The following is a 22297-nucleotide window of genomic DNA, read 5'->3' as shown; positions in this document are numbered from 1 at the left end:
AAAATGCGGCGCATTCTTGCGCCGCAAACTCAGGAGCTAAATATCAAGAAAACTGCCAGGACGATATCCACGTTCCGCAATCGCTGCCTTGAGTGACGCAGACGTCAACACCTCCAGTTCAGTTAAGCGGGGGTAACAATAGGCGCTCTGGCGAATAATGTTGTCCACAAACGCCGGATGACACATCACCTCCAGAGAGGCCTCTCCTCGATGCGCCGAGGCATCCAGAATGCGTAAAAAGCACGCTTCGGTGATCTCCTCGCCGTAAAATTCACTACTAAATCCTTGAGTACTGCGCAAATCCGACGGCAGATCGTCTGCGTTCAACACCGTCTGGCGGTCAATACGTAACGCAATCCCGCGCTGCGCCGCAAAGCGGGCGACGATGGGGAAAATTTGCGGGAACATATGCACATGATGGTGACTGTCGAGATGCGTTGGCTCGCGGCCAAATACGTCGATGAAACGCTGATACTGACACGCCAGCTCATGCGCAATTTCATCCAGCGGAAGCGTATCCTCCTCCGCCATTTGCCAGATCCATTTCCCCAACAGGCCGTCTCGCGTCAGGCCCGGCATCTCTGACACCGGTTTGCCTAACGTCAAAACAAAATGCATTCCCACCCCAAGCGCAGGCAGCTCGCGGCTAAGCTGCGCCGCATGGCCAATAGCCTCGCCATTGACCAGCGCCGTCGTGGAGGTCACAACGCCGTTGCGATATGCTTCAACAATGCCGTAATTTTGCCCTTTACTCAGGCCAAAATCATCGGCATTCACAATCAACACGCGTTCCATAGCCTACCTCTGTCAGTGGTGCTTACCTTTAAGCGCTTCGATGCAAGCGGCAAAATTAGGCAGCCATTTTTCATGCGCCAGAATGAGCTCACGCGCCAGGACTTCTGCGTCGCGGTCGGAATGCACCAGCGGACTCAGGTTAAGCGCCAGCAGCACATCATTAAAGTTTCCGCTCAGCGCCGCATTGCTGGCCGCGACCTCAAATCCTTTAATAGTGTGGATAAGCCCCAGCACTTTTTCGTCAAAACGTGTGATACGCGGGTGCGGCGTCGCGCCATTGCGTCCCAGAATGCAGGTCATTTCCACCGCCCAGTCCGCCGGGATATTCTCGACATGCCCATGATGTGGAATATTAACGTAATGCTCAGTCTGCTTGTCATTATAAATAGCGTTAATGACTTCACAAGCGGCATCGGAATAATAAGCGCCGCCGCGTTGTTCAAGCTCTTTCGGCTTCACGTTTAGCTCAGGATTTTTGTACAAGTCGAAGAGTTGTTTCTCCACTTTCTGTACGACCTGAGCGCGCGCGCCGCCTTTGTAATATTCGCCCATTTCAATCGCCAGCATCTCTTTTTGCTTGAAGTAATACAACAAATAAGAGCACGGCAGCATGTTCAGCGAGCGAATCAATCCTTCACTAAACGGCAGATCAAAGATATTTTTTACGGTTGACGCTTTCAACTGACCGGACGCCACGCCATCCAGTAATTCTGCGAACCGTGAGGTGCCATTCACCAGCACATCTTTAATAAAGACCATATGGTTTAGACCAAACAGGTCAATGGAAAGATCGTCATTCTCATTCAGCGCCAGCACGTCATGAATAAACATTTTCATGCCGACAGGAATATTACATACGCCGATGAATTTTTTAAAGTTGGTATGGCGATAAACCGCTTCCGTCACCATCCCCGCCGGATTAGTAAAGTTAATGACCCACGCATTCGGACATAATTCCTCAACATCCTTAATGATGTCAAAAATAACCGGAATGGTGCGCAACCCTTTAAATAAACCACCAGCGCCGTTGGTTTCTTGCCCCAGATAGCCGTGGCTAAGCGGGATACGCTCGTCCAGTTCACGGGCTTTGAGTTGACCAACGCGCAGCTGGGTAGTAACAAAATTAGCATCTTTCAGCGCTTCCCGACGATCCAGCGTTTTATACAATTTTAGCGGAACGCCTGCTTTATCAATCATTCGCTGGCAGAGATCATAAATAATGTCCAGCTTCTCTTTCCCGTCTTCAACGTCAACCAGCCATAATTCAGTGACAGGTAATTCATGGTAGCGTTTAATAAAGCCTTCAAGTAATTCAGGGGTGTAGCTGCTCCCGCCACCAATAGTGACGACTTTTAATTTCTGGCTCATAATATCTCCCTTCAGTGTATGACACTGATATGTATTACGCTATGCCCGCTCGTAAGAAATAGCGTGACGTTCCCCGCGCTATTGGGGCAAGCGTGAAATGTAATTAATCGAGCAATGCAAACCGTTACTCATTAATTTCCGTCAATCGCTTCCGATAACTATTCGGCGTGAATGAGGTCATCTTCTTAAACGTTTTAATAAACAGACTTGGACTGCTATACCCGGCTTCATAAGCAATATCCGTAACCGAATAGTTGGTCATTTCCAACTGTTTCTTGGCAAAATTAATGCGAATCTCATTAATGATTTGCATCGGCGTTTTGCTGTAATAACGTCGGGTGGCGCGCGTCAGATACTCCTGGGATTTTGCCGACAGGCGCACCATATTTTCCAGCGCATGTTCGCCAAACTGCGTTTTATCATGCATTATCTCCACGGTTGCTTTCAGCCATTGTGGAATATCATCATAAACCTGCTCTTCGCGGTAATGACGTAAGCGGTTTATAATATAAAATGTCACCACTTCAATAAATTCGTCGAGCCCATTACCGCGAAAGTTCAACGACGCAATCACCGTTTCAATATAGGTAAGGAAGGTGCTATTCGCCCTGTATACCTGCGATGCCACAAAACAAAACGGCAGTAACGGAAGATAATGCTGTTCAAAAAAACGTTTACTAATTCCTACGTTCAGAATACGCGTTGCGCCAAACTCATAGAAACTTTGGTGGTTCGACCCCACCGGGATAAAAACAAAATCTCCACGTTCCAGCAGCACACGCTTCCCGTTGATCTCCTGGTAATAACGTCCGGTTAATACCAGGGTAAATTCATAGTAGTCGTGCTGATGCAGCCCGGTGACGCTTTCCGTCTTGTTATAGATAAACACATGGAAATTTTTGCCATTGAAGAGCTGCTGCTCATAAACCGTTTTGATTTCCGTTGCGTTAACCTGTAGCTGCATCATCCGCCCCCTGTTATTTCAGTTTCTCATGGAGCTCAATCAACTCAGCGATCAGTTCACGAGCCAGCATTGAGGTCATCAAATGATCCTGAGCGTGAACCAGGACCAGACTGACTTTCATTTTGCCTTCGCCCTGATCGCCTTCGATGAGTTTTGTCTGCACAAGATGCGCTTCATTGAGCGCTATGCGCGACTGATCCATCATCGCTTTCGCCGCCTCAAAATCGCCTTCTTTCGCTTTTCTGAGCGCGCCATATGCCAGGCTGCGCGCCTGACCAGAATTGATGATAAGCCCCATAACGACTTCTTCGAGTTCCTCAGCCGCTGTCTGGTTATCTACAACATTTTCAAGATCAAACATAGTCTTTCCTCTGATTCAGCCCGGCATGGCATCCCATGCCGGCGCGGAGTTTAGAATTTCAGTGCGTTAGCGATATCTTCTTCGCTTTCTTCCTGCTCGATGGCGTTCTGCGCTTTGTTAGCCACCACCACGAAGGGGAGATAAATCAGGGTAGCGACCGCCAGGTTAAATAGCGCAACCAGCAACGCGGCGACACTGCCGTTGGTGTTAAAGAACGCCCCCAACCCGGTTGGCATGGTCCACGGCGCAATATTGGTAATCGGCGGAATAATACCCAAATAGTAAGCCACCAGCGTAATCGCCGCCAGAATCGGCTGAACCAGAATGAAGGGGATAAACATCACCGGGTTCATAATAATCGGCAGGCCAAACAGGATGGGTTCGTTAATCTGGAAGATACCTGACGGCAGCGCCAGTTTTGCCACCTGGCGATAGTCCGCGCGACGGGATGCCAGGAAGATAGCGATGATCAGACCCAGCGTTGCGCCGCTACCACCGAGGAAGATATAAGAATCCAGCATCGGTTTCGCCCAGATATGGAACGTTTTACCGGCTTCCAGTGCCGCATCGACGGAGCCATACTGCTGGTAAATAGAGATGTTTTCCAGCGCCCAGGGCGTCATGATGCCGCTGTCCAGCGCGGTCAGCGCCAGCGAACCATGAATACCAAAGAACCATAGCAGCGGTACAAAAATGACATATGCCCACCCTACCACGCTACCCAGCGATGCCAGCGGCGTAGAGATAGTGTCCATAATAATCTGATGGAAGTTAGAACCGTAATTAGACAGCGCCCAGGCAATAATCCCCATAATAGAGAGAATAATAAAGCCGGGAATTAATGCTGAGAATGAACGAGACACCGAAGCCGGTACGCTGTCCGGTAGTTTAATCACCCAGTTGCGCCGGACAATAAATGTAAACATCTCCGCGACCACCAGGCCAATAATAATACCGGAGATAATATTCGCGCCGCCCAGCCAGTTAGCGCCTACGGCATAGGCCTCGCCGACACTATACGGCGTTACGGTCATAAATGCCGCCACGGAGAGCAGTCCGGCGGCCAGCGCATCAACCTTGCGCTCTTCCGCCAGCGCCATACCGATAAAAAATGGCGCCATGAGCGACATAATGCCCAATGTGCCGTTATAGACGTTCCCGCCGATGCCTTTCAATCCATTAAGTGTTTCAATGGTTGAGGCATCAAGCCGAATGCCCATGGAATAAAAAAACGACCCCTCCCCAAAGCTCAGGAAAACGTTATTAATTAATACAAACATCGCCCCCGCAAGGGTTAATGGCATTAAACGAATAAAGCCGTTCTTGATTGCATTAACGTGTGGCTGCTTTCCTATTTTTACAGCAAAAGGAAGGAGTACCTTTTCAAGTGAAGCAATGACGTTACTCATAGAAAAATACCCTTAAATACCGCAATAAAATATTGCGGTTAGTGTATGAAATAACTCTTTGACGGGAAAAATTAAAAAATAATTAATTCGCGGCGGCTTTTTTAATTGCCGCTACCGCAGCTTTAAGCACGCCTAAACCATCTACCTTGCCGTACAACATTGAATCAATGACTTCTACCGGTTTACCGGGTAATAAACGCTGAATTTCGGGGAGCATATAAGCAATTTGCGGGCCTAATAACACGACGTCCGCTGCCGGGCCTTTTTCACCGGCCAGGGTTTCAGGGAATGCTTCAATAATCACCGGCACTTCATATTTTTCAGCCTGAGCGCGCATTTTTGATACCAGTAACGATGTTGACATGCCCGCAGAACAAAACAGATAAATGTGTTTCTTTTCCATAAAAACCTTCCTCATGTGCGATTATCTGTCAACCAGATACGCCGCAAGCCTCAACCTGCATCCATACTCTGGGCGACTTGCGTAACCGGATTTACTTTTTTAGGTGGCTGAAATGAGTATACGGGATCGGACCGCCGGATGGTATTTCCTTGACCCACTAAATTGTCTCTCATTGACCTGGCGTTATGACCCCCCTCACATTTCGGGCAAATAATTCGCGATAATAAATAAGGTTATTGCAGGCACAAAAAAACCGGCTCGCAGGCCGGTTTCCTTGAATGTTCAGGCAATGTACAGTTGTTACTGCTTCGGCGCCTGTGGGTCAGTGTCGTACTCCGCACAGGTCTGGTAGCCGGAGTTAATCACGTGCCCGGTATCATCCAGCGCAACAAAGTAGGTTTCCGCTTTACCATCACGTTGACCCAGGATGTAGGTCTGACAGGTACCGCGCGCATGAATCATGCTCACTTCAGATGACGGTTTGCCCGCAATCTGCGCAACCTGTGCCCTGCTCATTCCTTTTTTAACATCTTTAACGACAGGCTCAACAAATTGGTCTTTTGTACGATCATACGCCGTACAGCCTGCCAGCATAGTCATTACCGCCGCTGCGCTTAAAATTCCTGCTACGTTCTTGTTCATTTTCCGTCCTCTTGTTTATCAGCGTGTTATGTAAGCCTGGAATACATCAGAATATTTTTCAAGCCGCGACCCGCCACAAAAAGTCTTTCGGAAAATTCTCTAACGCAGCGACATGTTGTTTTAAACACCGCTTAGCCCGCCAAACCTTGTCGTTTCAGCGGCGAAGGGTTAGCTTTAACAGGGTAAAGATTCATTTTTTTAATGTCGAAGGGGGTTAAATGACTCTGCAGCAAGAGATAATCCAGGCGCTTGGCGCGAAACCGCATATCAACCCTGAAGAAGAAATTCGCCGCAGCGTGGATTTTCTTAAAGCGTACCTGAAAACCTATCCCTTTTTGAAATCGCTGGTGTTAGGCATCAGCGGCGGGCAGGATTCGACGCTGGCCGGGAAACTCAGCCAGATGGCTATCGCCGAATTGCGGGAAGAGACCGGTGATAATGCGCTGCAGTTTATCGCCGTTCGTCTGCCTTATGGCGTGCAGGCCGATGAACAGGATTGCCAGGACGCCATTGCTTTTATTCAGCCGGACAGAGTACTCACCGTCAATATTAAAGGCGCCGTCCTCGCCAGCGAGCAGGCGCTGCGCGAAGCGGGAATTGAGCTGAGCGATTTTGTTCGCGGCAATGAAAAAGCGCGTGAGCGAATGAAAGCGCAATATAGCATCGCTGGTATGACTCACGGCGTCGTGGTGGGCACCGACCATGCGGCGGAAGCGATAACCGGGTTCTTCACCAAATATGGCGATGGCGGCACCGATATTAACCCGCTTCATCGCCTTAACAAACGCCAGGGCAAACAGCTTCTCGCAGCACTGGGCTGTCCTGAGCATCTGTATAAAAAAGTCCCCACCGCCGATTTGGAAGACGACCGCCCTTCACTGCCTGATGAAGCCGCGCTGGGCGTAACGTATGACAATATTGACGATTACCTGGAAGGCAAAACGCTGGACTCCGCCATCGCTAAAACTATCGAAGGCTGGTATGTAAAAACTGAACATAAGCGCCGTTTGCCGATTACGGTATTCGACGACTTTTGGAAAAAGTAATCGTACTTCTACTGTTGTGCCGGATATCGCTCGTCTATCCGGCCTCCTCTCTTCCCAGCCTCTTTTTTAATCACCCACCCGCTGTTATACTGGATGAATAACCAGTTAACGGAGATCACTGTGGTACGGCGTCAATCAGCCCCCCGCCTTGAGTTTGAAGCGGCGGCCATTTACGAATATCCAGAACATTTACGTCCTTTCCTCAGCGAATTGCCAGCCTTACCGGGCGTCTATGTATTTCATAGCGAAAGCGATACGCTGCCGCTTTATATCGGTAAAAGCGTGAATATTCGCAGCCGGGTGCTTTCACATCTGCGAACGCCTGACGAGGCCGCTATGCTGCGACAGGCGCGGCGGATAAGCTGGATCTGCACCGCTGGGGAAATGGGCGCGTTGCTGCTGGAGGCACGGCTGATCAAAGAACAACAGCCGCTGTTTAACAAGCGGTTACGTCGTAATCGCCAGCTTTGCTCGCTACAGTTGAGCGAACAAAAGATTGAGGTCGTTTCCGCCCGCAGCGTCGATTTTTCCCATGAGCCAAACCTGTTTGGCCTCTTCGCCAACCGTCGGGCGGCGCTGCAAAGCTTACAGAACCTCGCCGACGAACAAAAATTGTGTTATGGCCTGCTGGGGCTTGAACCGGTAAGCCGTGGGCGCGCCTGTTTTCGTTTCGCTCTGAAGCGCTGCGCTGGCGCGTGCTGTGGGCAAGAAACCCCGCAGGCGCATTTTCTTCGTCTGCAGGCCTCGCTGGAACGGTTACGTGTGGTTTGCTGGCCCTGGAAAGGCGCTATCGCGTTAAAAGAGAGCCGCCCACAAATGACCCAGTTCCACATTATCAACAACTGGTTATGGTTGGGGGCGGTCCCCTCGCTGGATGAGGCCGCCACCCTGGTGCGCACCCCTGCGGGCTTTGATCAGGATGGCTATAAAATTCTCTGTAAGCCACTAATGTCAGGTCAATATGAGATCATTGAACTGCACACCGACTGTCGCCAGTCATAAAGAAAACCGCCGATCCTGTCCACCTCAACGATTGTGTTGTCGACAAGACCGGCGGTCTTAAATTATGCGGAAAGTTATTCTGCCGCAGCAGGCATTTTACCTTCTTGCGCCGGGCGTTCTGTCAGACGCTTCTCAAAATTAGCGTTATATTGCTTTTTCTGCTCCGGCGTCAGAACGTTATAAATTTTATTCTGGGTTTCCATATGCGCCAGCATATTGGCCTTGCGCTGCGCTTCCATTTTCGTAATTTGCGCTTCGGCTTTGGCTTTATCGAAGGTATCGCTGGCGATAATATCATGCATGGCGCGACGCTCTTCCAGCGGCGGACGTTTCATTTGCTCGCGCTGCGCTTTCATAATGTCGCGAATTTGTTGCTTCTGTGCGTCCGTCAGGTTCAGGTTTTTAAACATCATATCGTGATGTGGGCCAAATTTACCTTTATGCTGCATCATTGGCTTCGCATCCGCTGGCGCGGCGGTGGTAGTCTCAGCGGCATGAGCCAGATTCGCAGCACCCATCGCCAGGGTAGAGGCAACAAATAGAGCAGTCAGTTTACGCATATTTCCATCCTTCCTTTCAGTTATTTTTACGGCATATTTAAAACAGCGCCGTGTTGTCGTGATTAACTTTAACCGTCTTAGCGTCAATTAGTCAGAACAACGGTAAAACAATGAAAGTATAAAAAACACTTTTTCGCCAATTGTGAAGAAAAAAAGAATAAATTGCGCAGAGTTGAAAGAGAAATATACAACAGCATGATATAGCAGAAATTATGCAGAACTATAACGCAGCAACGCTTATTAATAAAGCAATTCTCCAGGAATAATCCGTAATAGCATGAAACTGTGTCCCAAATCATCCCTGTAATCCTAACGTGAGCTTACAGGGACGTTTATCAGGGAAGTCTTTCCAGCATTAATCCAGCCCGCAATCCGCAGGCGACAGAGGGATTAGGAAAGAGAACATATTCAACGTCATGCGTCACCGTCACACGCTTATCCCCCTCCTCGGCCAGCAACGTTCCCTTCGCAAAGGCAGTAAAATTCAGCGTTTGCGCATCCATATAAAGCGCGAACTTGTCGCTGTGACGCGTGATTTGCGACACCACCCGATAGCGTAGCGGCGGCGAAAACGAGGTTGACGTTTCGACACCGCTCAGCAGCGCCGACAACGCCTGCGAGGTTACACTGAACTGCGTCAGATCGTTTTGCCCAAACGGCAACGCCTTTCCCAACTCCAGCGTACAGGAAAGCGCGCCGAAATGTTCAGAGCTAAAGTGCGTAAACGTACCGCCGGGCGCCTGATGAAATACCAACGCCTCCAGTCCTGCCGCGCCCAGCCACGCCAGAAAATCTGTCTCCCACGGGCGGTCGCGCTGCGGCAATACGCCAAAACGCAAATGATGCGAGCCACGAATGGCGGTATGCAGATCCAGATGCCAGCGTACCCGCGCCTGGCCAGATGAAAATAAGGTCTCCAGACTGAGCTCCAGCTCACGCGCCCGCCGCGTTTCATCGCTTTCGGCAAAGGACTGCCAACGCCCGCCAAACATACGGTTCATATCGCTGTGACAATAGCGTATTCCCGCCGCCAGCGCCTGCGGATTGCCGAGTACCACCAGCACTCGCCACGTTAACGTCAAGCTGCCTGAAAACAGCGCCGACAGCAGCCTATCCAGCATCTCGACCGGCGCGGTTTCATTGCCGTGTATCCCCGCAGAAAGAATTAACGCGCGGTCGACCGGCGCATCGGGCGTGAGTTCAAGCAGACCATGGCCTAACCAGCGCCAGCGAAAACCCGCGCTCTTCCCCTGCGTCACCCGTGGTGTCGTGCCGCTTAGCGTCAACGCCAGAAAGTTATCCATCAGCCGCCCCCGTTTGCTGGAAAGGATAAACCGACCCCAAATCCAGCAGACGCGTTAACATATCCAGCGCCTCCCGGCCTTCTCGCAATAATAACGGATCGGCCAGATCGGCGGCGGTCAGGCGATCGCGATAATAACGATCCGCCCACGCGTTAAGGGCCGTAAACAGAGCGTCATTCATCATTACCGCTGGATTCACCGCCCGTCGTTCTTCTTCTGTTAACACCACGCGTAATCGCAGACAGGCCGGGCCGCCGCCGTTGGCCATACTTTCTCGCAAATCAAATACCTGCATCGCGCTGATGGGGTTATCCTCCGCCACCAGCTTATTCAGATAGCGCCAGACGCCGACATGGTCCTGACATTCCCGCGGCAACACTAACAGCATTGAGCCGTCGTCACGGCTTAGCAACTGACTATTAAACAGGTAGGTCGCCACAGCATCTGATACAGAAACCTCGCCGGCGGGCACCTCTATCGCCATAAAACCGTCAACGCGCGTACGCAACTGATTAATGAGCACTTTCTGCCGGGCAAACGCCGCTTCGTGACAAAACAATACCTGTCGATTCGAAACGGCGATGACATCATTATGGAATACGCCTTGATCGATGACCTCCGGGTTCTGCTGAGCGAAGATAACCTGTTGCGGATTCACCTGATTAAGACGCGCCACGGCCTCGCTGGCTTCGCGGCTCTGGCGCGCCGGATAACGAGCGGGTCGTATTTCATTCTCCTCTTCGCGCCCATAGACAAAAAGCTGCACGCCTGCCGAACCATACTCGCCGCCAAGACGGTTATGATTCGCCGCGCCTTCATCTCCCAATAATGCGACCTGCGGTAACGCGCTATGCACTGAAAACTGACTTTCATCGCGAAATATGGCGCGTAGCAGCGCTTCGGTAACAGGCGCCTCAAGAGCGCGATGAAATTTATTGTTTAAATTCGCCACCGTCAGGTGAACTTTCCCGTCCAGCGCGTCTGCCGATGGGCAAACCGTCGCCGCATTCGCAACCCACATTGGCGACGCGGAACTCACACTGGAAAGCCAGCGTGGCGCCTGACGCGCAACCTTATCCAGAATCTGCTCATCGCTACCCGTGAAGCCGAGCTGACGCAACGCCGGAATAAAAGGCCGCTCATGCGGCGGGATCACCGCCTGGGGAAAGCCGGCATCCGCCAAAGCCTTCATCTTTAGCAGCCCCTGCTTTACCGCCAGACGAGGATTCGACACCTGAAAACGGTGGCGGGTCGATGCCTCATTGCCGAAGGATAGCCCGGCATAATGGTGCGTAAGCCCCACCAGACCGTCAAAATTAACTTCATGCGCCGTCATACCGCCTCCCTGCGAGAAAAGTCGAGGCCGGGGCTTAATGTCGCAGGCAACGTCAGTTCGGGAGATTCCAGACTGGCCATCGGCCAGGCGCAATAATCGGCGGCATACCAGGCGCTGGGCCGATGGTTGCCAGACGCGCCGATACCACCAAACGGCGCAGTACTCGCTGCCCCGGTGAGCGGTTTATTCCAGTTAACGATCCCTGCCCGCGCCTCCAGCAAGAGCTGTTCGAACTGCGCGCGATCCGTCGACACCAGCCCACACGACAGACCAAAACGGGTATTATTCGCCAGACGAATCGCCTCATCGAAATGCGCATAACGCCAGACGCTCAGCAGCGGACCAAACACCTCTTCATCCGGCACATCCGCGACGCCCGTCAGCTCAATGATGCCAGGCGTCAGCAGAGAGGTTCCCTCTTTGACCTTCCGCGGCGCCAGTAGCGTGCGACCGCCTAATGCCTCTCGTTGACGCCAGGCCTCCATCACATGCTGTGCCGCCTGCGCTGAAATCAGTCCGCCGATAAACGGCTGCGGATCATCGTCCCATCTGCCGGGCTGCAGACGTCCGGCGACGTCAACCAGCCGCGCCAGAAATGCATCTCCCTGCGCACCCTGTTTTACCAGAAGGCGTCGCGCGCAGGTACAGCGCTGTCCGGCGGTAATAAACGCCGATTGCAGCGTCAGATGTACCGCCGCATCTATATTTGCCACATCCTCAATAATGAGCGGGTTGTTTCCGCCCATTTCAAGAGCCAGGATTTTTTCCGGCTGGCCGGATAGCTGGCGATGAAGCTGATATCCGGTACTGGCGCTGCCGGTAAACAGCAGTCCGTCGAGATCGTCGAGCGAACTCAGCGCTTGTCCGGTCTCCCGGCCGCCCTGCACCAGATTAAGAACGCCTGCCGGTAGCCCCGCCTGTTCCCAGAGTTTTATTACCGTTTCCCCGGTCCATGGCGTTAGCTCGCTAGGTTTGAAAATCAGCGTATTGCCTGCCAGCAACGCGGGCACAATATGGCCATTCGGTAAATGGCCGGGAAAGTTATAAGGGCCGAATACCGCCAGCACACCGTGAGGACGATGGCGCAACGTCGCGGCGCCATCGACAAGTTCGCTTTTTTGTTCGCCTGTTCTGGCATGGTAAGCCTTAATCGAGATGGCAATCTTATTGATCATCGCCGTCACTTCGGTTGCCGCCTCCCAGCGCGGTTTACCGGTTTCACGCGCGATGACCTCCGTGAGCTCGGCTTTATGCGCCTCCAGCAGGGCGGCAAATTTCTCTACGATAGCCTGTCGTGCCGCAAAAGGCTCTCTGGCCCAACGAGGAAACGCCGCGCGCGCCGCCTGACAGGCCTCGGCGACCTGTGCCGCATTAGCGTCATTCCCCTGCCAAAGTATCTCCGCGCTCACCGGGTTCGTTTTGCGGCGGCGTTCGCCCTGACCGGTTATCCAGTCGCCGTTTATCCATAGCGTCATACGGTTTTCTCCTCAGCGCAAAGGCGTACCAGCCGAACGTGGTCGCCCGCGCGACATTTCAGCGCATCCAACTGCGCGGCGGTAAGTACAAGTCGTGAAGTCTGCGGATCGGCACGCACCAGCGCGGCCCGAAAGTGGTGATAGTTTTCATTGGCGACCAGACATGCCGGATAGTCGCCAGGCGCGGGTTGCCCTTCCGCGACTTCCACCAGTCGGCTTTTACGAATGGCCCGCACGCGGTCAATATCACACTCCAGCGTCGGCCCGCCGTCGAAGATGTCGATATAGTGGCGATAGCGAAAGCCTTCCTTTTCCAGCACCGCGCGGGCTGGCGCCGTTTGCGGGTGGACTTCGCCAATTACGGCCTGTGCCTCTTCAGATAAGAAGTGGGTATAAATAGGATGTTTGGGCATCAGCTCGGCGATAAACGCTTTTTGCCCGGTACCGCATAAAAAATCCGCCCGGCTGAAATCCATAGAAAAAAAGCGTTTGCCGAGACTTTGCCAGAAGGGAGAATAACCGTGCTCGTCAATGACGCCGCGCATTTCCGCCACCACTTTCTCATTGAATTTATCGCGAAACGCGGCCATAAACATAAAGCGCGATTTTGACAACAGGTAGCCGTTACCCTCTTTACGCCATTCGGGATCGAGAAACAGCGTGCAAAGCTCACTGCTGCCGGTATGATCATTACTCAGGAATAATGTTGGCAACGCGTTATATACATTCAGCTCTTTGGAGGCATGAACCAGCGTACCGACACGATAGTTATACCAGGGGTCGTTAAGACCGACCGCGACCTCAATGGCGCAGATCCCGCCGACCTCACCCGTTTCACTGTCCTCGAGAACGAATACATACCCTTGTTCGCCTTTTGGCAGCTCGTCGGACCAGGTTTTTAGCGCGCGTTCAATGCGGGCCGCCAGCGTCGCTTCATTTGCCGGTAGCGAGGTTAAGCCGCCGCCCGTTTTGCCTGCAAGCTGCATCAGCGCGGCGATATCCGCATGTTCGACAGGACGAATCACCCGCATGATGCGCCTCCCGTCTGAAGGCGTTCGCACGCCAGGGCAAAACGATCAAGCCCGGTGACTATCTCCTCGTCGCTCACATTTAACGCTGGCGCAAAACGCACCACGTCGCCACCGGCAATGAGCACCATCACGCCTGCTTTTGCCGCTTCTTGGGCGATGAGTTTGGCTTTTCCGGCAAACTCCGTCTGTAGCACACAGCCAAGCAGTAGCCCCAGCCCGCGAATTTCACTGAACATGCCAAAACGCACATTAAGGGTATTTAGACGTTCAATAAACGCATCGTGGCGCTGTCTGACGCCGTTTTGCATCTCCGGCGTATTGATGATATCCAGTACTTTTCCGGCAACTGCCGTCGCCAGCGGATTACCGCCGTAGGTGGTGCCATGCGTGCCTGGCGTCATGACGCTGGCATAGTCTTGCGTGGTCAGCATCGCGCCGATCGGGAAGCCGCCGCCCAACGCTTTAGCGGTCGTCAGGATATCGGGCGTAACGCCATAATGCATATATGCATACAGTTCGCCGGTACGTCCGACGCCCGTCTGCACCTCATCAAAAATCAGTAACGCCTGATGCCGGTCGCACAATTCACGCAGCCCCTGCAAAAAAGCTTTCGTGGCGGGGATCACGCCGCCCTCGCCCTGCACAGGCTCTACGATCACGGCGCAGGTATTGTCATCAATTAGCGCACTGGCGGAATTCAGATCGTTATAGGCTGCATGACGAATATCCGGCGGCAGCGGCGCAAAGTCCTGTGAATAGGTGGGTTGACCGCCAGCGCTGACGGTAAAGAGCGTGCGACCATGGAACGCGTTTTTAAAGGCCACAATGCCGCTTTTATGATTGCCGGCACGATCGTGGGCATATTTGCGCGCCAGTTTTAATGCTGCTTCATTTGCTTCAGCGCCTGAATTACAAAAGAAAACGCGTTCGGCGAAGGTAGCGTCGATCAGTTTTTTCGCCAGTCGCAGCGCCGGTTCATTGGTGTAACCGTTCCCGGTATGCCAGAAGCGATTCGCCTGTTCATTTAACGCCTCGCGCAGCGCCGGATGCGCATGTCCCAATGCGTTGACCGCGATCCCGCCAGCAAAATCAATGTACTCTTTCCCCTGCTGATCCCACAGGCGTGAGCCTTCTCCACGTACAGGAATAAAAGGCGCGGGAACATATACCGGCACCATCCATTCATCAAAGTTTTCACGCGTAACTGACAGAGACATAGCGACCTCTTTTGGTAAAAATAAAGTTATTTATATGTTAATTAATATGAGTGTTTGCGCTGTAAATGTAGATTGCAGCATTCGTGCCAGCCAGCGTTAACATTGCATAAACAGAAGTGATAAACGGTAAATCAATGGGTTACAGCGTAGCGATATTCACTTTTACTGCATGAAAAGTGAATATTTCCGCATAATCGGTGGCTAAAAAGAGGAAAAAGCGAAATATTATTCAGTTGCCAAATATAATTCTGGAATTGTGATCTTATACGAAATTTACTGGAAATTACCGCCCCGTTCTGGCGCATCTGCACGCAAACCGTGCCATTTTCGCGCTATAGAAAACATCATACGCTTCCATTGGCCGAATCTGACGATGAGTGGCAGTCACCCGGTAAAATTTCTGTTACCATCCCAACACGATTCACCTTGCAAAGTGGCAGTGACTATGAAATTTGTCTCTTTTAATATCAACGGCCTGCGCGCCCGTCCCCATCAGCTTGAAGCGATTGTCGAAAAACACCAGCCCGATGTGATCGGTCTACAGGAGACAAAAGTCCACGACGAAATGTTCCCGCTCGAAGAGGTCGCGAAGCTGGGCTATAACGTTTTCTATCATGGACAAAAAGGCCATTACGGCGTCGCGCTGCTAACAAAAGCCACGCCCATTTCCGTCAGACGCGGTTTCCCGGATGATGGCGAAGAGGCGCAACGCCGCATTATCATGGCGGAAATCCCCTCGCCGCTGGGGAATATCACCGTCATTAACGGCTATTTCCCACAGGGGGAAAGCCGGGATCATCCGTTGAAGTTCCCCGCGAAAGCGCAGTTTTATCAGAACTTGCAAAACTATCTTGAAACGGAACTCAAGTGCGATAATCCGGTATTAATTATGGGCGACATGAATATCAGCCCGACCGATCTGGATATTGGCATCGGCGAAGAGAACCGCAAACGCTGGCTGCGTACCGGTAAATGCTCCTTCCTGCCGGAGGAGCGTGAATGGATGTCGCGGTTACTGAAGTGGGGATTAGTGGACACGTTCCGTCAGGCGAATCCGCAAACGATGGATAAATTTTCGTGGTTTGATTACCGCTCAAAAGGTTTCGTGGATAATCGCGGGCTGCGTATCGACCTCTTGCTGGCAAGCGCTCCGCTGGCGGAACGTTGCGCAGAAACCGGTATAGACTACGACATTCGCAGTATGGAAAAACCCTCCGACCATGCGCCGGTCTGGGCGACGTTTCGTGTTTGATTTCGCTTTCTGATTAACCGTAAGTCCGGGATAGCGCGACGCTTCCCGGCAGGAATAACGACCTTAACGACAATGATAAAAAAACTCGATGTTGTTGCCGCCATCATTGAACGCGACGGCAAAATTCTGCTGGCCCAGCGCCCAGATCATGCGGATCAAGCCGGTTTATGGGAGTTTGCCGGCGGTAAAGTCGAGCCCGGCGAAACCCAGCCGCAGGCGCTTATCCGCGAGCTACGCGAAGAGTTAGGGATTGACGCCACGCCCGGCATCTATATCGCCAGCCATCAACGCGACGTGTCTGGCCGACGGATTCATTTGCACGCCTGGCATGTGCCTGCGTTTAACGGTCTGATACGTGCGCTGGAACATCAGGCATTAGCCTGGTGTACGCCGGAAGAGGCGCTGGAGTACCCCCTCGCCCCGGCGGATATTCCGCTATTGCAGGCGTTTATGGCTTTACGCGACGCCAGACTAACGGATTCGTGCTGATGGTTTTTTCGTCACGCTGGCACTGGAGCAAGACGCCTTCCACTTTGATTACCGCGCCTTCGGAGTAATTCTGATCCTGGTAAACGCAGCACTGAATGCAGGGCTGGGATGACTGACCGCGCGTGCTGAAAACTTCCGGCGGGACATTCACCTGAATATCAGGACGACTGTTCTGGTTTGCCAGCCCGACCATTGGCATTATCGCCATCACGGCGACCACGAGGCTTCGGCGCATAGGATTTCCTTATTTTTCTAAGTATATTCTCAGTATAACGGTAAGCCGCCGTGAAAACTTTAATCCTCTTTTGTCATCGCTTTTAGTTATGACCCTCGCCCCGTTATGAATTTACTTAGCAGCGTCATTTTTTTCTTGCTTACCGTCACATTGCTGATGGTATAGTCGAAAACTGCAAATACATATTCTGATAAAACGCAAATACAACCACATTAATATATAAGAGGTTTTTATATCTATGGATCAGACATGTTCTCTGGAATCGTTCCTCAACCATGTACAAAAGCGCGACCCGCATCAAACCGAGTTCGCGCAAGCCGTCCGTGAAGTCATGACCACCCTGTGGCCGTTTCTTGAACAAAACCCCCGTTACCGCCACATGTCTTTACTGGAACGTTTGGTTGAACCAGAGCGCGTAATTCAGTTTCGCGTAGTGTGGCTGGACGACAAAAACCAGGTGCAGGTAAATCGCGCCTGGCGCGTGCAGTTCAACTCTGCTATCGGCCCCTATAAAGGCGGTATGCGCTTTCATCCTTCGGTAAACCTTTCCATCCTTAAGTTCCTCGGCTTTGAGCAAACCTTTAAAAATGCCCTCACCACGTTGCCGATGGGCGGCGGTAAAGGCGGCAGCGATTTCGATCCGAAAGGGAAAAGCGAAGGCGAAGTGATGCGTTTCTGCCAGGCGCTGATGACTGAACTGTATCGCCATTTAGGGCCGGATACCGATGTGCCTGCCGGGGATATCGGCGTGGGCGGGCGCGAAGTGGGCTTTATGGCGGGGATGATGCGCAAGCTTTCCAATAACAGCGCCTGCGTCTTCACCGGCAAAGGGCTTTCCTTCGGCGGCAGTCTGATTCGCCCGGAGGCGACGGGTTATGGCCTGGTCTACTTCACCGAAGCGATGCTTAAACGTCATGGTCTTGGTTTCGAAGGGATGCGCGTCGCCGTGTCCGGCTCCGGCAACGTAGCGCAATACGCCATTGAGAAAGCGATGGCCTTTGGCGCGCGCGTGGTTACCGCGTCGGATTCGAGCGGGACAGTGGTCGATGAAAGTGGCTTCACGCCAGAGAAGCTGGCGCGTCTGTGTGAAATTAAAGCCAGCCGTGACGGTCGCGTCGCTGACTACGCCCGTGAGTTTGGCTTAACCTATCTGGAAGGCCAGCAGCCCTGGAGCGTACCGGTGGATATCGCCCTGCCATGCGCGACGCAGAACGAACTGGACGTTGACGCCGCGCGCGTACTGATTGCCAATGGCGTAAAAGCCGTGGCGGAAGGGGCAAATATGCCAACCACGATTGAAGCGACCGATCTCTTCCTTGAAGCGGGCGTACTGTTTGCGCCGGGTAAAGCCGCCAACGCGGGCGGCGTGGCGACATCAGGGCTGGAAATGGCGCAGAACGCCGCGCGGTTGAGCTGGAAAGCCGAGAAAGTGGATGCCCGTCTGCATCACATTATGCTGGATATCCACCACGCCTGTGTCGAGTACGGCGGCGATAATAAGCATACCAACTACGTTCAGGGCGCCAACATCGCCGGTTTCGTGAAAGTCGCCGACGCCATGCTGGCGCAGGGCGTCATTTAATCCCGTCGTCAGGCCAGATGGCTTTACGCTTATTCGGTCTGACGGCCTGTCTCCTCAGCAGGCGGGCTTTTTTTGCCCGCTCGCTTACGCGGCGCGCTCTTTTTCTTTTCTCCACCGCCTGGCGCGACTATCCCTCTGAAGCGCTTCACCGGCGTGCGCTTAGCCTGATCGATCAGCTGATATAACGTGCCGACCAGCGGTTGCATAAAATCCTGATAACGGCACTGCTTTTCGCTGATTTGCGTCAAAACAGATTCCCAGTGCGCGGTCATATCTGGACGGGCCGCCATTTCCGGCAGCGAATGTATTAACGCTTTGCCAGCATCGGTAGAATGAATGTAGCGCCCTTTTTTGGTCAGGAAGCTACGTTTGAACAGCAGTTCGATAATCCCGGCGCGCGTGGCTTCCGTCCCCAGCCCATCGGTCGCGCGCAGGATCTTTTTCAGATCTTTATCCTGCACGAAGCGGGCAATTCCGGTCATCGCGGAAAGCAATGTCGCATCGGTGAAATGACGCGGCGGCTGGGTTTGGCGCTCGACCACTTCCCCCTTTTCACACAGCAACTCATCACCTTTGGCGACAACCGGCAGCGGCGTACCGTCGTTTTCCTCGTCGCGCTCTTTACTGCCCAGTAACGTCCGCCAACCGGCCTCCGCCAGAAAACGCGCTTTGGCGACAAATTTTCCTTTGGCGATTTCCAGTTCAATAACGCATTTACGAAACACCGCGTCCGGGCAGAACTGCATCAGATACTGACGCGCAATCAGGGTGTACACTTTCGCTTCGTTTTCCGTCAGATGGACAGAAGAACTGCGCGCCGTCGGGATAATCGCGTGGTGCGCATCCACTTTTTTGTCATCCCAGCAGCGATTGCGCGTATCAGGATTAACCACAGGCTGCGGCAGTAAATCCGGGGCGTGGACGCTAATCGCGTTCATGACCGCCTGCCGTCCGGCAAAGTGTTCTTCCGGCAGATAACGGCAGTCGGAACGCGGATAGGTAATCAGTTTGTGGGTTTCATATAGCTTCTGACAAATATCAAGCACGTTTTGCGCGCTCAGGCCAAAACGTTTAGCGGCTTCAATCTGTAGCGTCGAGAGCGAAAACGGCAGCGGCGCGGATTCTGATTCCCGTTTATCATTATAACTGGTTACCAGCGCGGGCTGACCGTTGATTCGGTTCACTACATGCTCCGCCAGCGGACGATGCAGCAAGCGCCCCTCTTCATCCTGATAAGGTTCGCACGCCTCGCTCGGCTGCCAGATAGCGGTAAAACGCTCGTCGGCAGGCGTAACGATGTGCGCCTTTACTTCAAAGAAGTCTTTGGCGACGAAGTTCTCAATCTCTTCGTCTCGCCGCACCACCAGCCCCAGTACCGGCGTCTGCACGCGTCCCACGGATAACACGCCCTGATAGCCGGCATTCCGGCCCAGGATCGTGTAAGCGCGGGTCATATTAATGCCATACAGCCAGTCCGCTCGCGCTCGCGCCAGCGCGGAGACGCACAGCGGCACGAAGTCGCTGTTCGCCCGCAGCCTGTCGATAGCACGCTCGACCGCCTGCGGGTTAAGGTCGTTTATCAGACAACGCCGCACCTGCTGGCGCTTTTCGGCAGGAAGCTGGAGATAATCCAGCACTTCATCAACCAGAAGCTGCCCTTCGCGATCCGGGTCGCCGGCGTGAATAATTTCACCGGCTTGATGCAAAAAGCGCTTAATCACATTGAGCTGTTTGGTGACGGAAGGACGAGGCTGAAGCTGCCATTTTTCCGGCACGATAGGCAGGTCAGCCAGATTCCAGCGCGCATAACGGCTGTCATACGCATCCGGCTGCGCCTGTTCCAGCAAATGACCAATACACCAGGTGACGACCTGCCCGTTTCCGCACTCAATAAAACCATCGCCTTTACGGTGCGGTTTTGGCAGCACATCCGCAATGGCGCGCCCCAGACTCGGTTTTTCGGCAATAAACAACCGCATCAGGTTAACGAATCTCAACCATAGCGCGACCGCCGCGGGCCTCGACCAGTTCGCCAATCGCGGTCAGATCGATACCAAATTCCGCCGCGGTGGCTTTAACATCGTCTTCGGCGTCCGGCGTTACCGCCAACAACAGACCGCCTGACGTTTGCGGATCGCACAGCAGGCTACGAACTTCACGCGACATGTCGCCCATCAAATGACCATAGCTGGCGAAGTTGCGCTCTGTGCCGCCCGGTACGGCGCCCAGAGCAATATACTCTTCCACACCCGGCAGTTTAGGGATGTCCTGATAGCAAAGCAGCGCCTGCACACCTGCGCCCTGGCACATCTCGCTCAGGTGCCCCAGCAGGCCAAAACCGGTAACGTCAGTCATAGCTTTTACGCCGTCGATATTGGCAAACGCCGCGCCAGCAATGTTCATCCGACACATGACTTCCGTCGCCAGCCCCTGATGTTCAGGTTTAAGCAGCGATTTTTTCTCGGCGGTGGTCAACACGCCAATCCCCAACGGTTTGGTCAGAAAGAGCTTGCATCCCGCCTGCGCGGTACTGTTTTTCTTCACCCGTTCGGTCGGCACTACGCCTGTGACCGCGAGACCAAAGATCGGCTCCGGGGCGTCAATCGAGTGTCCGCCCGCCAGCGCGATACCGGCCTGACGGCAGGCAAAGCGCCCCCCCTCGGTCACTTCACGCGCAATATCGGGCGACAGGGTATTAATCGGCCAGCCAAGGATCGCGATCGCCATAATCGGTTTGCCGCCCATCGCAAAAATATCGCTGATGGCGTTTGTTGCCGCAATGCGGCCAAAATCGAACGGGTTGTCGACTATCGGCATAAAGAAGTCGGTGGTGCTGATAATACTGGTGCCATTACCCAGATCGTAAACCGCCGCATCATCGCGGGTTTCATTACCCACCAGCAGGTTCGGGTCGACGAACTTCGCCTGCTCGCTATGCAGGATAGTCTCCAGCACTTTAGGGGAAATTTTACAACCGCAACCAGCGCCGTGGCTGTATTGCGTTAAACGAATGGCTTGCTCGCTCATGGACATCTCCTGTCATTGCATTCGCGCTATGGTAGCGCTCATTCCCTGATGTGGTAAGTATCACTGTCTGAATTACCGCGCCTTTGCTCAGAATCCAGACAGTTTTATCCCTCAGCGTCAGAAATAACGCACAAACGGCGTGGGGTCGGGGGTACTGATCGTCGTTGACGCTTTGAGCTGCGGCGTGCCGAGATAGAGAAAACCAACAATTTTATCCTGCGGGCGACACTCAAAGGCTTCCCGCACGATAGCGCTCTCCGTTAATGCGCCGCTACGCCAGATACCATTAAACCCTTGCGCAATCGCCGCCATTTGCATCGCCATCACCGCGCATCCGGCAGACATCTCCTGTTCCCACACCGGAACCTTATGGTTTTCTTCGCATTTCGCCACCACGGTAATGATCAGCGGCGCGCGAAACGGCGCATTACGCGCTTTTTCGTTCGCTTTCTCATCGCCCCCGGCAGCGGCAGCGCCTCGTTCAAGCACGGCGCTGAAGCGGTCGCGCCCCTCTCCTTCAATCACAAAAAAACGCCATGGCTGTAGAGATTTATGATCGGGAACACGCATTCCCGCCCGCAGAATGTTCTGTAATTGCTCTCCGACAGGCGCCGGTTCTGCGAGACGAGAGGCGCTACGACGGTTGACCAGCAGTTCTAGTGCATCCATTTGATTAACTCCAGCAATGATATTTATTCACAAAATTAACACGAGAGCGGATTTTGTTACAGCGCAGGCAGTGATTCCTGCTGACAACTGCCTGATGGGTCATTACGATAGCCACATCTTAATGCTTTAT

The 22297-nt window shown here is 53.1% G+C and carries 22 protein-coding genes; 5 read left to right on the top strand and 17 right to left on the bottom strand.

The features are described from left to right. Positions 1-36 precede the first annotated feature (36 nt). The 7 genes from chbG to osmE form a co-directional block, all read right to left on the bottom strand. A complete protein-coding gene (gene chbG, locus J4645_RS04905; protein WP_000442743.1) occupies positions 37-795 on the bottom strand; it encodes a chitin disaccharide deacetylase in 759 nt (252 codons plus the stop codon). Between the two features lie 12 nt (positions 796-807). After that, positions 808-2163: a 6-phospho-beta-glucosidase gene (locus tag J4645_RS04900; protein ID WP_000078772.1), complete on the bottom strand. Its 1356-nt coding sequence runs from the start codon at positions 2161-2163 to the stop codon at positions 808-810. 124 nt (positions 2164-2287) lie between these two features. Further along, complete coding sequence (chbR, locus tag J4645_RS04895; protein ID WP_000983393.1) at positions 2288-3130, bottom strand: transcriptional regulator ChbR; 843 nt, start codon at positions 3128-3130, stop codon at positions 2288-2290. 10 nt (positions 3131-3140) lie between these two features. Then, positions 3141-3488 (bottom strand): PTS N,N'-diacetylchitobiose transporter subunit IIA, encoded by a 348-nt coding sequence (gene chbA / locus J4645_RS04890; protein WP_000459883.1) that lies wholly within the window; start codon positions 3486-3488, stop codon positions 3141-3143. Between the two features lie 50 nt (positions 3489-3538). Continuing rightward, complete coding sequence (chbC, locus tag J4645_RS04885; protein ID WP_000073063.1) at positions 3539-4897, bottom strand: PTS N,N'-diacetylchitobiose transporter subunit IIC; 1359 nt, start codon at positions 4895-4897, stop codon at positions 3539-3541. 82 nt (positions 4898-4979) lie between these two features. Next, positions 4980-5300, bottom strand: coding sequence for a PTS N,N'-diacetylchitobiose transporter subunit IIB (chbB, locus tag J4645_RS04880; protein ID WP_000412161.1), 321 nt, complete (start codon positions 5298-5300; stop codon positions 4980-4982). Between the two features lie 300 nt (positions 5301-5600). After that, entirely contained in the window at positions 5601-5942 is a 342-nt protein-coding gene (gene osmE, locus J4645_RS04875; protein ID WP_001039301.1) for an osmotically-inducible lipoprotein OsmE, read from the bottom strand. A 218-nt stretch (positions 5943-6160) separates the two neighbouring features. On the opposite strand from osmE, the gene nadE reads away from it, so the two are divergent. Both nadE and cho read left to right on the top strand, forming a co-directional pair. Continuing rightward, a complete protein-coding gene (gene nadE / locus J4645_RS04870) occupies positions 6161-6988 on the top strand; it encodes an ammonia-dependent NAD(+) synthetase (protein ID WP_000174982.1) in 828 nt (275 codons plus the stop codon). 120 nt (positions 6989-7108) lie between these two features. After that, complete coding sequence (cho, locus tag J4645_RS04865; RefSeq protein ID WP_001643892.1) at positions 7109-7990, top strand: excinuclease Cho; 882 nt, start codon at positions 7109-7111, stop codon at positions 7988-7990. A gap of 74 nt (positions 7991-8064) precedes the next feature. On the opposite strand, the gene spy is transcribed toward cho, so the two are convergent. The 6 genes from spy to J4645_RS04835 form a co-directional block, all read right to left on the bottom strand. Continuing rightward, the gene (gene spy / locus J4645_RS04860) at positions 8065-8550 is read right to left on the bottom strand and encodes an ATP-independent periplasmic protein-refolding chaperone Spy (RefSeq protein WP_001229001.1); all 486 of its coding nucleotides are present in this window, start codon (positions 8548-8550) and stop codon (positions 8065-8067) included. 335 nt (positions 8551-8885) lie between these two features. After that, complete coding sequence (gene astE / locus J4645_RS04855) at positions 8886-9854, bottom strand: succinylglutamate desuccinylase (protein ID WP_000368466.1); 969 nt, start codon at positions 9852-9854, stop codon at positions 8886-8888. Next, positions 9847-11190, bottom strand: a complete 1344-nt coding sequence (astB, locus tag J4645_RS04850) for an N-succinylarginine dihydrolase (protein ID WP_023214488.1) — start codon at positions 11188-11190, stop codon at positions 9847-9849. The genes astE and astB overlap by 8 nt, the downstream gene beginning before the upstream one ends. Next, on the bottom strand, positions 11187-12665 hold the full coding sequence (astD, locus tag J4645_RS04845) for a succinylglutamate-semialdehyde dehydrogenase (RefSeq protein ID WP_023376841.1): 1479 nt from the start codon (positions 12663-12665) through the stop codon (positions 11187-11189). Before astD ends, astB begins: the two co-directional genes overlap by 4 nt. After that, on the bottom strand, positions 12662-13696 hold the full coding sequence (gene astA / locus J4645_RS04840) for an arginine N-succinyltransferase (RefSeq protein WP_001263885.1): 1035 nt from the start codon (positions 13694-13696) through the stop codon (positions 12662-12664). The genes astD and astA overlap by 4 nt, the downstream gene beginning before the upstream one ends. Beyond that, complete coding sequence (locus J4645_RS04835; RefSeq protein ID WP_023214489.1) at positions 13687-14913, bottom strand: aspartate aminotransferase family protein; 1227 nt, start codon at positions 14911-14913, stop codon at positions 13687-13689. Before J4645_RS04835 ends, astA begins: the two co-directional genes overlap by 10 nt. A 445-nt stretch (positions 14914-15358) precedes the next feature. Between J4645_RS04835 and xthA the strand changes: the two genes are divergently transcribed. Both xthA and J4645_RS04825 read left to right on the top strand, forming a co-directional pair. Continuing rightward, positions 15359-16165, top strand: coding sequence for an exodeoxyribonuclease III (gene xthA / locus J4645_RS04830; protein WP_000673954.1), 807 nt, complete (start codon positions 15359-15361; stop codon positions 16163-16165). Between the two features lie 72 nt (positions 16166-16237). Continuing rightward, positions 16238-16654: a pyrimidine (deoxy)nucleoside triphosphate diphosphatase gene (locus J4645_RS04825; protein WP_000592140.1), complete on the top strand. Its 417-nt coding sequence runs from the start codon at positions 16238-16240 to the stop codon at positions 16652-16654. On the opposite strand, the gene J4645_RS04820 is transcribed toward J4645_RS04825, so the two are convergent. Continuing rightward, the gene (locus tag J4645_RS04820; RefSeq protein ID WP_001254682.1) at positions 16614-16889 is read right to left on the bottom strand and encodes a YnjH family protein; all 276 of its coding nucleotides are present in this window, start codon (positions 16887-16889) and stop codon (positions 16614-16616) included. The two genes, J4645_RS04825 and J4645_RS04820, sit on opposite strands and share 41 nt — an antisense overlap. 238 nt (positions 16890-17127) lie before the next feature. Between J4645_RS04820 and gdhA the strand changes: the two genes are divergently transcribed. Further along, entirely contained in the window at positions 17128-18471 is a 1344-nt protein-coding gene (gene gdhA / locus J4645_RS04815; protein ID WP_000372865.1) for an NADP-specific glutamate dehydrogenase, read from the top strand. Between the two features lie 29 nt (positions 18472-18500). Here the strand turns inward: gdhA and topB are convergent, their stop codons facing one another. From topB to J4645_RS04800, 3 genes are all read right to left on the bottom strand, one after another. Continuing rightward, positions 18501-20450 carry a DNA topoisomerase III gene (topB, locus tag J4645_RS04810; protein WP_001235863.1) on the bottom strand — a complete coding sequence of 650 codons (1950 nt, stop codon included), beginning with the start codon at positions 20448-20450 and terminating at the stop codon, positions 18501-18503. Positions 20451-20454: 4 nt separating this feature from the next. Beyond that, positions 20455-21498: a selenide, water dikinase SelD gene (selD, locus tag J4645_RS04805; protein WP_001294888.1), complete on the bottom strand. Its 1044-nt coding sequence runs from the start codon at positions 21496-21498 to the stop codon at positions 20455-20457. Positions 21499-21615: 117 nt separating this feature from the next. Further along, positions 21616-22167 (bottom strand): NAD(P)H nitroreductase, encoded by a 552-nt coding sequence (locus J4645_RS04800; protein ID WP_001629640.1) that lies wholly within the window; start codon positions 22165-22167, stop codon positions 21616-21618. Positions 22168-22297: the final 130 nt, after the last annotated feature.

It is taken from the genome of Salmonella sp. 32082101201600294FB01SM01 (assembly GCF_017572865.1).
Taxonomy (GTDB): Bacteria; Pseudomonadota; Gammaproteobacteria; order Enterobacterales; family Enterobacteriaceae; genus Salmonella; species Salmonella enterica.
Note: the sequence above shows the minus strand (reverse complement) of the source record. Positions and strands in the feature narration are given on the sequence as shown.

Excerpts from the sequence above, each read along its gene's own strand:
- J4645_RS04900 (WP_000078772.1), bottom strand. The coding sequence starts at position 2,163 with ATGAGCCAGAAATTAAAAGTCGTCACTATTGGTGGCGGGAGCAGCTAC.
- astB (WP_023214488.1), bottom strand. The coding sequence starts at position 11,190 with ATGACGGCGCATGAAGTTAATTTTGACGGTCTGGTGGGGCTTACGCAC.
- chbC (WP_000073063.1), bottom strand. The coding sequence starts at position 4,897 with ATGAGTAACGTCATTGCTTCACTTGAAAAGGTACTCCTTCCTTTTGCT.
- nadE (WP_000174982.1), top strand. The coding sequence starts at position 6,161 with ATGACTCTGCAGCAAGAGATAATCCAGGCGCTTGGCGCGAAACCGCAT.
- topB (WP_001235863.1), bottom strand. The coding sequence starts at position 20,450 with ATGCGGTTGTTTATTGCCGAAAAACCGAGTCTGGGGCGCGCCATTGCG.
- astA (WP_001263885.1), bottom strand. The coding sequence starts at position 13,696 with ATGCGGGTGATTCGTCCTGTCGAACATGCGGATATCGCCGCGCTGATG.
- chbB (WP_000412161.1), bottom strand. The coding sequence starts at position 5,300 with ATGGAAAAGAAACACATTTATCTGTTTTGTTCTGCGGGCATGTCAACA.
- chbG (WP_000442743.1), bottom strand. The coding sequence starts at position 795 with ATGGAACGCGTGTTGATTGTGAATGCCGATGATTTTGGCCTGAGTAAA.
- selD (WP_001294888.1), bottom strand. The coding sequence starts at position 21,498 with ATGAGCGAGCAAGCCATTCGTTTAACGCAATACAGCCACGGCGCTGGT.
- astD (WP_023376841.1), bottom strand. The coding sequence starts at position 12,665 with ATGACGCTATGGATAAACGGCGACTGGATAACCGGTCAGGGCGAACGC.
- chbA (WP_000459883.1), bottom strand. The coding sequence starts at position 3,488 with ATGTTTGATCTTGAAAATGTTGTAGATAACCAGACAGCGGCTGAGGAA.
- gdhA (WP_000372865.1), top strand. The coding sequence starts at position 17,128 with ATGGATCAGACATGTTCTCTGGAATCGTTCCTCAACCATGTACAAAAG.
- J4645_RS04825 (WP_000592140.1), top strand. The coding sequence starts at position 16,238 with ATGATAAAAAAACTCGATGTTGTTGCCGCCATCATTGAACGCGACGGC.
- osmE (WP_001039301.1), bottom strand. The coding sequence starts at position 5,942 with ATGAACAAGAACGTAGCAGGAATTTTAAGCGCAGCGGCGGTAATGACT.
- J4645_RS04800 (WP_001629640.1), bottom strand. The coding sequence starts at position 22,167 with ATGGATGCACTAGAACTGCTGGTCAACCGTCGTAGCGCCTCTCGTCTC.
- chbR (WP_000983393.1), bottom strand. The coding sequence starts at position 3,130 with ATGATGCAGCTACAGGTTAACGCAACGGAAATCAAAACGGTTTATGAG.
- astE (WP_000368466.1), bottom strand. The coding sequence starts at position 9,854 with ATGGATAACTTTCTGGCGTTGACGCTAAGCGGCACGACACCACGGGTG.
- xthA (WP_000673954.1), top strand. The coding sequence starts at position 15,359 with ATGAAATTTGTCTCTTTTAATATCAACGGCCTGCGCGCCCGTCCCCAT.
- J4645_RS04835 (WP_023214489.1), bottom strand. The coding sequence starts at position 14,913 with ATGTCTCTGTCAGTTACGCGTGAAAACTTTGATGAATGGATGGTGCCG.
- spy (WP_001229001.1), bottom strand. The coding sequence starts at position 8,550 with ATGCGTAAACTGACTGCTCTATTTGTTGCCTCTACCCTGGCGATGGGT.
- J4645_RS04820 (WP_001254682.1), bottom strand. The coding sequence starts at position 16,889 with ATGCGCCGAAGCCTCGTGGTCGCCGTGATGGCGATAATGCCAATGGTC.